Source organism: Bacillus sp. CCB-MMP212 (genome assembly GCF_022748145.1).
GTDB lineage: Bacteria > Bacillota > Bacilli > Bacillales > Bacillaceae_G > Bacillus_A > Bacillus_A cereus.
The window spans coordinates 87,102-99,887 of the sequence record NZ_JALDQE010000001.1; the positions used below are offsets into that span (position 1 = coordinate 87,102).

Genomic DNA, 12,786 nt, shown 5'->3' on the forward strand with positions numbered 1-12,786 from the left:
ACTAGAAATAAAAAACCTGACGTTATCCGCCAGGTTCAAAATTAAAACGTATATTAATGAGAAGGAAATGCTTTTTTCTCTTGTAAAATTGCATTATGAGCAATTTTCATTTTAGCAAGTACGTAACGTAATCGATCTTCAGCATTTTCATCTTTACTTTTTTGCAATTCCGCCAAATTTTCAACAGAACTTGCTAAATTCTCAATGACTCCTCTCAGTTCAGGATGATGATTAAAAAAAGATTCTTGCACTAATACTTTCCTTAACTCACTAGCTAAATCAATTATTCTAGACAACTGTTCTTTTTCTTCCATTCTCATCCCTCCTGAATATCTTATGTAGTAAATATTCTCTAAACAAAGAAAAAAGCCCTTTAAATGAAAAGGACTTTTTACATTTTTATATTTCCAGTTAATAACATATACAGTGATGTGATAGCCGCAATAATAATTGCCCACATCACATATTTCTCTGCACCTGCAAAGCAACGGTTCCCTTGTTCTTTTCTTGCAAACGTGTAAACAATAATTCCAATTCCATATACAATTGAAACGAGTAGTAAATTCTTTAAACCAGCTGCATAAAGAAGCCATACAGAGTAAATAGAAGCAATTAAAGCTAACGCTCCATTTTTTAATTTAGCGTCTTTTAGCTCGTTTGTAATGACTAATTTAAATTGGAATAACGCTGATAATAAATATGGTAATAAAATTGATGTTGATGCAATGAAATACATAATTTGATATGTTGATTCTGAAAACAGAACGATGATAAATATAATTTGGGCAACACCATTTGAAATCCATAATGCCATGTGCGGTGTTTGCTTTTTATTTGTTTTCGTAAAGACTTTCGGAAATACGCCATCTTTTCCGGCTACATGAGAAATTTCAGAAACAAGTAAAAACCAGCCAATTAATGTACCGACAAGTGAAGCAACTAACCCAATGTTAATCGCAACTGCACCCCATGAACCAACAACATGCTCTAATACATGTCCCATTGACGGAGTTTCTAGCACAGAAAGTTCGCTTCTTGTCATCGCTCCCATTGACAGAACAGAAATTAAAATATATATGGACATTACTAAAATAAGTCCCATTACTGTTGCCTTACCAACATCTCGGCTATTCTTCGCTCTTCCGGATAATACAACCGCTCCTTCAACTCCAATGAAAACCCAAAGTGTTACAAGCATTGTATTTTTCACTTGACCAAGTATAGCAGAAAGTGAGAAGGTTCCTTCTCCCCAAAAATCATGTGTAAATGTGTCCCAGCGAAAGGCTGTTACCATTACAACAATAAATAAAACGATTGGAACTAACTTCCCTATTGTTGCGATAACATTCATAATAGAAGCTTCACGGATTCCAAATAAAATTAGAAAATGAAGTGTCCATAATAAAAGTGATGCCCCAACGATAGATGCAACATTATTTCCTCCTTTGAAAATTGGAAAGAAATAACCTAATGTACTAAACAGTAACATAATTGTTGCGACATTACCTAAGATTCCTGCTAGCCAATATCCCCAAGCACTATTAAATCCAATATATTCACCGAAACCAGCACGTGCATAACTATAAATTCCACCTTCAAGTTCCGGTTTTTGTCTTGCTAACGTTTGATATACGAGCGCAAGTGGAATCATTCCCATCGCTGTAATACACCAGCCAATTATTATTGCACCACTGTTTGCTCCTACTGCTAAATCATGCGGTAAACTAAAAACACCGCCACCAACCATTGTTCCAACTACTAATGCGATTAACGGAAAAAATCCTAACTTCTTTTCTATTTGTACCACCCCATCTGTCATTCTAGGTGTTATGTTCGTTCAACTATTAAAGTCACCTTTTTCTCTAATAGACGTTTCTCTTATATTTTTTCAGGAAAACATTACTTATTCTAAAAGAAAATGAACAAAAATGGAATACTTTTTTGAAAAAATGTATAAGTATGCACAAAAAAACCGCTCATTTTGTAATGAACGGTCATTTCAAACATATAAATTTGTATATTTCTTGTAAATTTAACGAAGTAAATTCTCTTTTTCTAAAAATTGTTTTGCGACTTCTTCACTACTTTTACCATTTACGTTAACTTCATAATTCATTTTTCGCATTTCTCCATCTGTAATCTTTCCAGATAATTTATTTAATACCTTTTCAAGTTCAGGATATTTCTGTAACGTTTCTTTTCTTAATAATGGTGCTCCTTGATAAGGTGGGAATAACCCTTTATCATCTTTTAGCACTTTCAGTCCGTATTGCTCCAATTCACTATCTGTTGAATATGCATCAATTACGTTAACATCTCCAGATTGAATTGCGCTATAACGCAGCTTCGGCTCCATCGTTTTAACATTCGAGAACTTATAGTTATATAATTTTTGCATTCCTTTATAACCATCTTCACGATCAGTAAATTCCAATGTAAACCCTACTTTGGCTTCCTGCGCAACATTCCCTAAATCAGAAATTGTATTTATATTCTTTTGATCTGCTATTTTTTTCGGCATGGCTAGTGCATATGTATTGTTATACTCCATTGGCTTCAACATAACCATATTATATTTCTTTTCCATTCCAATGCGAGCCTGATCATATACTTCATCACGATTTGTGCTCTTTGGTTCTTCTTTCACGAAAGTAGATAAAGCTGTTCCTGAAAATTCTGGGTATATATCTACTTCCCCGGATTTCAACGCTTCAAATACAAATGCTGTTTTTCCAAGACCTGGTTTTAATTGTACGTTTAAATCGGTATCTTGTTCAATAAGCTGCTTATACATTTGAATTAAAATTTCAGGTTCTGATCCAAGTTTGCCCGCAATAACAATATCTTTCTTTTCTGTACTCCAAAGAAATGGAGAAGCAATCATTACTACAACTATACATATCGTCAATATAACACGCTTAGAAGAGCGTTTCGGTCGTTCAAGTATGCGAAGTACTATATCAAAGAATAAAGCGAGTAACGCGGCTGGTACGGCCCCTAAAATGATAAGTGCATGATCATTTCGATCTATGCCTAATAATATAAGCTTACCGAGCCCACCAGCACCAATGAGAGCTGCTAATGTAGCCGTTCCAACAATTAATACCATCGCTGTACGAATACCGGCCATAATGATAGGCAATGCAAGAGGAAGCTCTACCTTCCACAGCCTTCTCCAACTATTCATCCCCATAGCTCTCGCGGCTTCTATTAGTGATTCATCTAATTCCCTTATTCCTGTATATGTATTTCGTAAAATAGGTAATAGTGCATACACAACTAATGCAATAATCGCTGGAAGTTTTCCGATTCCTACTAACGGAATTAATAGTCCAAGTAATGCAAGTGACGGCACTGTCTGCATTACTGCAGAAGTTCCTATTATAAATTCAGCCATTCGTTCTTTTCTTGTTAATAAAATGCCAAGTGGCACCGCTATAATTACTGCAAAAAATAATGAAATAAGCGATATTTGTAAATGCTCACTTAATGCAGTTAGTAATTCTATTTTTCGTTCTTGGAACGTTTGTATAAAATTAGTCACTGTTTAGCCTCTTTCCTTCATTTGTTCAACAATGTAATTGACGATATGACGACTTGTTAACGCTCCAATATATTGACCGTTTTCTTCAACTGGAACGATTTCCTCATCACGCACACGAACTAACGCTTCTTGTAAAGAAGAATGTAATGATAGTGCCTGCCCTTCTAATTGCACACTTTGATCAAGCGGCAATACATCTGCTACACTTTTCTCCTCATACCAAGTTCGTCCACGATTTCCAATGAACTCCTCTACAAATTCATTTTTCGGATTATGTATAATTCCTTCTGGTGTATCTAGTTGAACAACTTTTCCTTCTTTCATAATACAAATGCGATCTCCAAGTGATAATGCTTCTTGCATATCATGTGTTACGAACACGATTGTTTTTTGAATCTTTTTTTGCAACTGTACAATATCCTTCTGAAGCTGTTCCCTACTTAATGGATCTAACGCACTAAATGGTTCATCCATAAGAACGATTTTCGGGTTTGCGGCTAATGCTCGCACGACACCGACACGTTGTTTTTGTCCTCCTGACAATTCATCAGGCATACGATCTCGATATATATCCGGATCTAATCCAACCATATGTAACAAGTCATCGACGCGTGCTTTTATTTCCTTTTTGCTCCATTGCCTCATTTCTGGAACAACTGCAATATTTTCAGCGATTGTCATATGAGGAAACAAAGCGATTTGCTGCAACACGTATCCTATATCCCAACGTAATTCGTTTATATTATATTGTTGAATATCTTTTCCATCGATTAAAATCGATCCTTCAGTCGTTTCGATTAAACGATTAATCATCTTCATTGTCGTTGTTTTCCCGCAACCACTCGGACCAATGAGAACGAAAAATTCTCCCTTTTTAATTTCTAAATGCAATGAATCCACTGCTTTCGTGCCATCTTCATACGATTTTGACACATGATTAAATTGAATCACAAACACAACTCCTTTACTGTTGTTTCCTTTATTTTGATGGAAGATGGCATTCATTTCAAATGATACGCTTTTAAATTAAAAAAGAGCTCGCATTTGAGCTCTAACGGTCGAACAATATTGTTTTCATAATAGCAGCATATTCGCGAACATACATTTTTCTCTTAGAACGAATTGGTGTTTCAGCAGCTAGCGCCTCCATCTTCATACCTAAACGCTTTGCAATTATTTTCGTTCGATATAAATGATATGTATTACTTACAACTACCGCATGTTTCACATTATATAAATCCATACTAAATTTTAAGTTTTCATACGTATTTGTAGATTGATCTTCTATTAAAATACGACTCTCATCTATACCGTGTACCATTAAATAATTTCTCATGCTATGAGCTTCCGGTATATCTTCATCTTCTCCTTGACCACCTGAAACAATTACTTTCGCTTCAGGATGGGAAAATAAATACTCCAACGCTACATCCAAACGATTTTGAAGAGATAAAGACGGTCTATCTCCAAATAACTTTGCACCCAGTATAAGAACGTACGGAGAGTGATAGCTCAACTTTTCACGAGCAACTTTGTTCATTCGAAACGTCATATAAATGATGTATAGTGGCGGTAATAATAAAATCATAAGAAAGATCCATTTGTTCATAAATAAGTATTCACTCCCTTTCTTGTTATTATATAGAAAAAGAAAGGGAGGCAGAAGTGTTTTTTCAAACGATTGATTTATTAGAAACATGCGCCGCTACTTTACGTTGTGATAGTACATAATAAATAGCGATTCCTAATGAGAAAATCAATATGCAGCTTAATACGTAAAACGACAGCATGACTCCGACTTTAGATACACCCGCTGTAAACAACATTAATAATAAAATTCGTATTCCAGTACCAATTAGGCGAAATAAGCTGTCTACACGTCCCATTACTTCGTTTGGAATTTCCTCCATCATCAATACATTTCTCGCCACTCTTGTACCCGCATTTCCAACTGCATGAAAAATTGCAAGTCCATATAAGAAAATTACGGAAGGTTCAATACTCATTGCGGTAATTGAAATTACATAAATAAACATCGTTATAACGATTGAAACTTCTGTTTTTACATATTTCATTATGAATGGAATACAGATTCCTGCAACAACCGCTCCAACACCGTACATCATCCCCTCTATTGCGTATACAGAGGCATTGGCTTTAAGTATATCCGAAATATAAACTGGTATTAAATAATTTGCCATCATAACACCTATAAACGGCATATAAGTGGCCAGTAAGAACCAAAAGAGCTTAGGACGTTTTTTCATAAAGTGAATTCCTTCAAACAATTGCTTCTTAAATGTTATTTTTCTTTTCACTTCTTTTTTCTTTACGTACGGTATACATAAGAAAAGAAAAAATGCTCCAGCAAAAGTTAACATGTCTACTAACAAAATCCACTTCAAAGATACAATTTCAATTAAGAAGCTCGCGGCCGCTCCAGAAATAACTTGTGTTAACTGTCCTTGTATTTCCATCGTTCCACTTAAACTTTTATAATGTTCTGCTTGAAATATCTCTTGGTTGAACGCAAATATTGTAGGATAAAATAATAAATAGTAGAATGATCCGGCTATATAAATAAGAATATAGTGAATAGAATGATAAGGTTGCCCAGCAAATCCCCAAATAACCATTATTCCGATTACGGCTATTCCGATTCCTTCGTTACATAACAATAAAGATTTTCTTGAAAAACGATCAATACTTTGCCCAATGAATGGTGTTAATAAAAACATAACGAGGGTTGCAATGATAGAAACATAACCAAACGTTGTCTCTCCTCCACTCTCTTTAATTAACAGCCACGGAATCGTTATCATAACAATTCCGGAACCAATAGCAGATAGACTATTGGCCCCTAGAATGTAATACAAGCGAGAATCATGATAAAGTGAGGACATATCACTCCACTCCTAGTTGCTTTTTCACCTCTTTATATACGCTCATATATGCTTTTAATTCTTTAACTACATCATGAATTAATGGTTTGGCATCTTCCCCAAGTTCACCATCTTGCACATGTAATCCATCAAGCACAACTTGTTTTGGAATGGCATTTGCATAAACACCTCTAGCGACCGTTCGCATGCTGTTTAATGCATTTATTCCACCTTTACCGCCACCAGCAACCGCTAACAACGCAACTGGTTTATGAATAAATTCACTACTACTTAAGTAATCTAAAGAGTTTTTCAGCGCACCGCTCATCGCATTATGATATTCTGGTGTACATAATACAACCCCATCCGCAGCTTTCACTAACGTTTTCAATTTTTTTACTGCCTCTAAATCACGTTGTGACTCTTCACCATTGTATAAAGGTAACTCCTCAATTGCTAAATCATATAATTCCCCTTCAAATTGATCCGCAATATATTTTGCCACCACGCGAGTCCTACCAAATTTTCTTGGTGTACCGTTAATAACGACTAGTTTCATGATTATTTCTCCCCTTTGTTTTCAAGTTCTACTTATATATTATCAGAAATTTCTATACAAAACACAATATAAAGAGTTAACTTGTTTCATAAAATAGTATGATAAACAAAAAAGAACTCATACTTTCGTATGAGTTTCGCACAATTACTTCGTTTCATCTCTCAGACTCAATGTACCTAAACTTTCATTTGCTTCAAAATGATTATATGCTTTTCCCGCTAATTTTTTCCGTTCTTCTGGTAATTCTATATATTTCATTACGTTTTCAATTATTTTTTCGTACGGAGTAAATACAATTCCCGGCCACTCTACCTCATCTTCTGGATTACTATTTTCAGAAATAATAAATTTCTTATTTGCGACTGCATAAGACACGCGAGGTGTTTCAAGAATTCCTGATAAGTAAAAATGAATATTTAATATAATTTTAGCTCTAGCAATCAATTCATTTCTAACAATTCCCCACGCATTATTTTTAAAAACTATATTTAAATTTGGGGCAATCGCTTTTAGATGATCAAAAATAGCTTGCCGCCTCGGATTAAGAGCACCTATAAACAGAATATCAATATCTTCAGTAATGTCATCTTCAAATGCATCTTTTTTTATTTCCAAAGTTGGAGCATAGTTCATTTTTACATGTTTTATTTCTTTTCCTACCCCTTTTTGTTTTAGCCATTCTATATTTTGTTTACTATAATCCCAAATCACTCTATCTTTTAATAATATTAAATAAAGGGGGTGCGCATATGGACTTCCTTCGTATAGCTGTTCTAAATTATAAATAATTGCATCTTTCGGAAGAAGATTCGGGTTATATGCGTATGTATGTGCTCCAAAAACAACTGTATTCTTTACATTTTCTAGTATTGTTTCTGATATAATTACTGTATTTCCCTCCTGCTCCAACCGCCACTTTAAAGCTCGCGCAACATCTATGAAACTACCGTATGTCTTTGGGCATATAAAAAGACAATAATCATATTCTTTATTCAAATAAGCTTCCATTAATTTTAAATTATTTTTATATAAATCTACATCCGGATGTTTAAGCACTAACTCATTTGCATGTTTTCTTGCTACTTTATATAATCCAGCATAATAAGCAGCGATGCATCTTCTTAATTCGATTCTTTCACGATGTTCATCTAATACATCCATGTTTAAAAGAAGATTTGCGATACAATACGCTTTTAAATGATCACGGTCATAATAATAGTCTAGTAGTGGCATCAATTCTTCATACGTATTTCCATGCACCGATTCTCCTAGTTCAATCGCCCATCGCATTAATTCCATGATTACTCCACTACTCCTTTAACCGAAAATGTATTTAATAAAATTTCGCATTATTCTCTACTACATTTGCTATATGAAATGGAATCTCTTCTTTAATCGATTCCAAATACTTTTGCGACACGGCCCCTAAATGTTTTTTATGAGGTATATAGAAAGCACTAATAGAAATTTCATAGTCAAATAAGTAATCATACACATGATAATCTACAAATAAAAGATCATCCTTTGGAAAAGGAATTTCCTTCCCTTGCAGAGCATACATCAAAGCAATATTGTTTTGAGATCGTAATCGATACAACCTTGCAAGTTGGTATAATGGTTCAGCCCGGGTTGGTCTATATTCCCACGCTTTTTGAAAATAAAAAACAGCTAATGCTAAATATTGCTCTTCTTGCCCTTTAACAGTTTCTTTTTCATCAGCATCTGTCACTTCATTTTGTTTATTTGCTGAACGATTTGCTAACTGCTCATAACAAAACCCTATTCGCAATAACGAATAGAATACCTCTTCAACCCAACCCCCTGCTTCCACTCGTTTTTTATACCATTTAATCGAATCTTCAAATTGACTTAAATGAAAATAAGTTTGGGCTAAATAAAATAAATATCTTATATGCAAATCTGGCGTTGTTTCTGGGTCGTTTATTCCTTGTAACAACAACCTCTCATCTCTTTCAAATTTATCAGCTTTACTCCCGCCATCTCCGGGATCATTCACGACAAGAGTCTCTAACCGATCTACCCTCGTATTGTAATTCGCTCCAACTTTTGAACGATCTATATCCCAATACTCATGAGTAACACCGACAGATTTCCATGGTAAAGAAGCTTTCAAAAGACGTGTAAGCCAATATTTAATATGAACATCATATTGCAATGTAAGATAATGATCTTCCGTTAAGCTCGTTTTATCGAAATTCGGATCAACCTCTAAAATCATATCCGCATCTAATATTAATAAATAATCTGCTTCTGGATATGTTTTTTGCGCTAATGAAACAGCTAAACTTCTGTTATAACCAAAGTTTTTAAACGGCTCATGATGAACCGTCCCAGGTATCTCATTTTCCTTACACCAATTTTCAATAATTTCAGGCGTATTATCCGTCGATCCAGTATCACAAATAGAAACATAATCTACAATTGATTTTGTTGCATTTAAACATCTTTCCATAATTCTAGACTCATTTTTGACAATCATACAAAGACATAACTTTTTTTCTTCCTTTACAGACTTCACTTGCTCATTTCCCATTTAACCACCTCATATTTTATTAACACGCTCTTCTCATATGTAACAACATTTTTTAGCTATACTGATGACATAAGCACCCTTTTACTATTTATGAAAACTTCATTTTATTTATTCTTACTTTTATGTTGGGACATATTTCATGCTTCGCTTTATATTTGATACAATCAATACAAAAAAACATAATACGGGAATCCGTACATTTCAAAGTCTAAGAGGAGGTTATATTTTGTTGGATTACATTTGGCTAGATGACAAATCACCAATTTTAGAACAACTACCAAGTAATTTTAAATCTGCAGCTATATTGCTACATCCATTTGTCCAAATGCCTTTAGGATGGGAAAAGTCTGTGAGAAAAAGACCATATGAGCACATCTATCCTAGCGCTGAAGAAATCATTCACAATGGGAAATCCGTTTCTTGGAAGGAAATGATGTCTTGTAGTGGATTACATTCATACGCAGACCTAGCAATGGCCATGTTGACTTCCATTAGTGCCTTTTCAGAAGAATATAAAAGAGAGGATTTAGCTGAAAAGCTACATTCAAACTAAAAAAAAGATCTTTATTATCCAACAGAAGATTATACGTCTATATTTTTATTACACAAATTACTTAAACTCCTCGGTTCTAAAGGTGCAAAAAATCTATATTTCTCTGAACCAATTCTTGATACAAACGGATTATTACAGGTAAATAATACTACTCCATTAGATATTTGGGACATTAGCAATAATGAGTTAATTATTACTGGAGAAGACAATGAGTATGCGTTTATGAGTATATACGATTCCTTTACAACCTTATTATTAGCTAAAGAAGAAAATATAGAATATATTGTTCAATCAATGAATGTTGAAGCTGTCATTTGTGACAAAAAAACGATGATTGATTGGTATTTTTAAATTAGTAATTTCTTAAACTATAAAAAAGAAACTTGCGCTTATGCACAAGTTTCTTTTCAAAAACATCCTTATTTTTTTACAACTTCATGTCCACCGAACTGATTACGTAGTGCTGAAACTACTTTTCCATGGAATGTATCATCTTCCTGAGAACGATAGCGCATAAATAATGACATCGCGATTACTGGTGCCGCTGCTTGTAACTCAAGCGCAGTTTCAACAGTCCATTTCCCTTCTCCTGAAGAGTTCATTACACCTTTAATGCCATCAAGTTTAGGATCATCTGCAAATGCTTTTTCAGTTAAGTCCATTAACCAACCGCGGATTACTGATCCGTTCGCCCATACTTTTGCAACATCTTCATAATTGAAATCAAAGTCACTCTTATCTAGTACTTCAAATCCTTCAGCAATTGCTTGCATCATGCCGTATTCAATACCGTTATGAACCATTTTTAAGAAATGACCACTACCAACGCGGCCAGCATAAGAATAGCCATTTTCTACTGCTAAATCTTTAAATAAAGGTTCTAATTGGTCGTAAATTTCTTTTTCTCCACCAACCATTAAACAAGCACCGTATCTAGCTCCTTCTACACCGCCAGATGTACCGATATCTACATAATGTAATCCGAAGCTTTTTGCTTCTTCAGCACGGCGTAACGTATCTTTATAGAATGAATTTCCACCTTCAATAACGATATCACCTTCATCTAATAACGGATACACATCTTTTAATACTGACTCTACAACTTCTCCTGCAGGCACCATTACCCAGATCGTACGAGGAGCTTCTAATTCAGCGATCATTTCTTTTAATGTATGACGTGCAGTAATTCCTAGTTTTCCTGCCTTTTCTACAAGCTCTTTATTTACATCGTATACAACTACTTCATGCTTGTCTTCATGTAAGTGTTCAGCTAATGGGAATCCCATTTTTCCTAATCCAATTAATCCTAGTTTCATATTAATCAATCTCCTATTCTATACAAATATATTTAATATCGAAATTAGCCCAAGTGCTACTACAGATAATATAGTCTCCATTGCAGTCCATGTTAATAACGTTTCTTTCACAGTCATTCCGAAATACTCTTTAATCATCCAAAATCCTGAATCATTCACGTGTGATAAAATTAATGACCCTGCACCTGTTGCAAGTGCTAGTAATTCAACATTTACACCTGGTGTACTTGCTGCAATCGGCGCAACAATACCAGCTGCTGTCATCATAGAAACAGTTGCCGATCCTGTCGCAACTCGGATAAGTGCAGCAATTCCCCATCCAAGTAATATTGGTGAAATATGTGATTCTTTCGCCATTTCAGCAATTGTAGTACCAATTCCAGAATCTAATAATACCTTATTAAATGCACCACCAGCACCAATTACTAACAGTATGTTTGCAATTGGCCCAAGGCAATCATTTGTAAATTGTAATACTTTATCTTTAGAAAATCCTTTTGCATAACCAAGGCTAAAGAAAGAATAAATCGTTGCAATTAATAAAGCGACTATTGGATCTCCAATAAAGTGTAACACTTGTGCAAGTTGACTCGTTTTATGTAACGCTACTTCAGCAATGGATGCACCAAGCATAAGAAATACTGGAAGTAAAATAGTAAACAATGTATTTCCGAAGCTAGGAAGTTCTTTCTTCTTATCTCTTTCAATAAATTGCTCCGCTATATCTAATGGTACTTCCTTATGTATACGAGCACCAATCCATTTCCCGTAAAGTGGACCTGAAATAATTGCAGTTGGAAGTCCGACAATTAACGCATATAAAATTGTCTTCCCTACATCTGCTTTAAAAATACCCACTGCCGCCATTGCCGCTGGATGCGGTGGGACAAGTCCGTGTACGACTGACAGTCCTGCTACTAGCGGAATACCGATTGTAATAAGTGATACCCCAGTTTCTAACGCAATTGTAAATACTAACGGAATTAATAGGACGAATCCAACTTGGAAAAATACCGGAATCCCTACTAAAAATGCAACGAACATCATCGCCCAGTGAACTCGTTTCTTCCCAAAACGATTAATTAATGTGTTAGCGATACGTTCAGCACCGCCAGATTCGGCCATCATTTTTCCAAGCATCGTTCCTAGTGCTAAAACTATCGCTAAAAAGCCTAACGTATTACCAAGCCCTAGTTTAATAGAATCAATAATCCCTGGATCTTTTGGTGAAGTTCCAATTAAAGGCATTCCCATTGCTAAACCTACACCAATTGCTGTTAAAATTAATGCGACAAATGGATGCCATTTTACTACCGTAATAAGTAAAAGTAGTATGACAACTGCCGCTAGTACGATCCCAACTACCATTTCTCCCAAT

At 34.9% G+C, this 12,786-nt stretch carries 11 protein-coding genes and 1 pseudogene; 1 reads left to right on the forward strand and 11 read right to left on the reverse strand.

The window, feature by feature from the left end; genetic code table 11:
• Positions 1–53: 53 nt before the first annotated feature.
• The 9 genes from MRP26_RS00425 to MRP26_RS00465 all read right to left on the reverse strand — a co-directional run bounded on the left by MRP26_RS00425 (position 54) and on the right by MRP26_RS00465 (position 9,539).
• Entirely contained in the window at positions 54–314 is a 261-nt protein-coding gene (locus MRP26_RS00425; RefSeq protein ID WP_000391447.1) for a hypothetical protein, read from the reverse strand.
• 77 nt (positions 315–391) lie between these two features.
• Positions 392–1,819 carry a basic amino acid/polyamine antiporter gene (locus MRP26_RS00430; protein WP_061665986.1) on the reverse strand — a complete coding sequence of 476 codons (1,428 nt, stop codon included), beginning with the start codon at positions 1,817–1,819 and terminating at the stop codon, positions 392–394.
• A 213-nt stretch (positions 1,820–2,032) separates the two neighbouring features.
• Positions 2,033–3,544 carry an ABC transporter permease/substrate-binding protein gene (locus MRP26_RS00435; protein WP_242805825.1) on the reverse strand — a complete coding sequence of 504 codons (1,512 nt, stop codon included), beginning with the start codon at positions 3,542–3,544 and terminating at the stop codon, positions 2,033–2,035.
• Between the two features lie 3 nt (positions 3,545–3,547).
• Positions 3,548–4,495 (reverse strand): ABC transporter ATP-binding protein, encoded by a 948-nt coding sequence (locus MRP26_RS00440; protein ID WP_000614076.1) that lies wholly within the window; start codon positions 4,493–4,495, stop codon positions 3,548–3,550.
• Positions 4,496–4,595: 100 nt separating this feature from the next.
• Positions 4,596–5,153, reverse strand: a complete 558-nt coding sequence (locus MRP26_RS00445) for a YdcF family protein (RefSeq protein ID WP_001045718.1) — start codon at positions 5,151–5,153, stop codon at positions 4,596–4,598.
• Between the two features lie 64 nt (positions 5,154–5,217).
• Positions 5,218–6,447, reverse strand: coding sequence for an MFS transporter (locus MRP26_RS00450; protein WP_242805826.1), 1,230 nt, complete (start codon positions 6,445–6,447; stop codon positions 5,218–5,220).
• A gap of 1 nt (position 6,448) precedes the next feature.
• Complete coding sequence (locus MRP26_RS00455; protein ID WP_000780355.1) at positions 6,449–6,985, reverse strand: NADPH-dependent FMN reductase; 537 nt, start codon at positions 6,983–6,985, stop codon at positions 6,449–6,451.
• Positions 6,986–7,129: 144 nt separating this feature from the next.
• Entirely contained in the window at positions 7,130–8,284 is a 1,155-nt protein-coding gene (locus MRP26_RS00460) for a CgeB family protein (protein WP_000422334.1), read from the reverse strand.
• 34 nt (positions 8,285–8,318) lie between these two features.
• The gene (locus tag MRP26_RS00465) at positions 8,319–9,539 is read right to left on the reverse strand and encodes a glycosyltransferase (protein WP_053564595.1); all 1,221 of its coding nucleotides are present in this window, start codon (positions 9,537–9,539) and stop codon (positions 8,319–8,321) included.
• Between the two features lie 139 nt (positions 9,540–9,678).
• On the opposite strand from MRP26_RS00465, the pseudogene MRP26_RS00470 reads away from it, so the two are divergent.
• A pseudogene (locus tag MRP26_RS00470) lies at positions 9,679–10,443 on the forward strand (DUF2711 domain-containing protein).
• Between the two features lie 68 nt (positions 10,444–10,511).
• Here the strand turns inward: MRP26_RS00470 and gnd are convergent.
• Entirely contained in the window at positions 10,512–11,408 is an 897-nt protein-coding gene (gene gnd, locus MRP26_RS00475) for a phosphogluconate dehydrogenase (NAD(+)-dependent, decarboxylating) (RefSeq protein ID WP_000765981.1), read from the reverse strand.
• 18 nt (positions 11,409–11,426) lie between these two features.
• Positions 11,427–12,776, reverse strand: a complete 1,350-nt coding sequence (locus MRP26_RS00480; RefSeq protein WP_000260205.1) for a GntP family permease — start codon at positions 12,774–12,776, stop codon at positions 11,427–11,429.
• Positions 12,777–12,786: the final 10 nt, after the last annotated feature.

What these genes read in the sequence shown, in the direction of transcription:
- MRP26_RS00425 (WP_000391447.1), bottom strand. Translation starts at nt 314, where the DNA reads ATGGAAGAAAAAGAACAGTTGTCTAGAATAATTGATTTAGCTAGTGAG.
- MRP26_RS00430 (WP_061665986.1), bottom strand. Translation starts at nt 1,819, where the DNA reads ATGACAGATGGGGTGGTACAAATAGAAAAGAAGTTAGGATTTTTTCCG.
- MRP26_RS00445 (WP_001045718.1), bottom strand. Translation starts at nt 5,153, where the DNA reads ATGAACAAATGGATCTTTCTTATGATTTTATTATTACCGCCACTATAC.
- MRP26_RS00450 (WP_242805826.1), bottom strand. Translation starts at nt 6,447, where the DNA reads ATGTCCTCACTTTATCATGATTCTCGCTTGTATTACATTCTAGGGGCC.
- MRP26_RS00455 (WP_000780355.1), bottom strand. Translation starts at nt 6,985, where the DNA reads ATGAAACTAGTCGTTATTAACGGTACACCAAGAAAATTTGGTAGGACT.
- MRP26_RS00460 (WP_000422334.1), bottom strand. Translation starts at nt 8,284, where the DNA reads ATGGAATTAATGCGATGGGCGATTGAACTAGGAGAATCGGTGCATGGA.
- MRP26_RS00465 (WP_053564595.1), bottom strand. Translation starts at nt 9,539, where the DNA reads ATGGGAAATGAGCAAGTGAAGTCTGTAAAGGAAGAAAAAAAGTTATGT.
- gnd (WP_000765981.1), bottom strand. Translation starts at nt 11,408, where the DNA reads ATGAAACTAGGATTAATTGGATTAGGAAAAATGGGATTCCCATTAGCT.
- MRP26_RS00480 (WP_000260205.1), bottom strand. Translation starts at nt 12,776, where the DNA reads ATGGTAGTTGGGATCGTACTAGCGGCAGTTGTCATACTACTTTTACTT.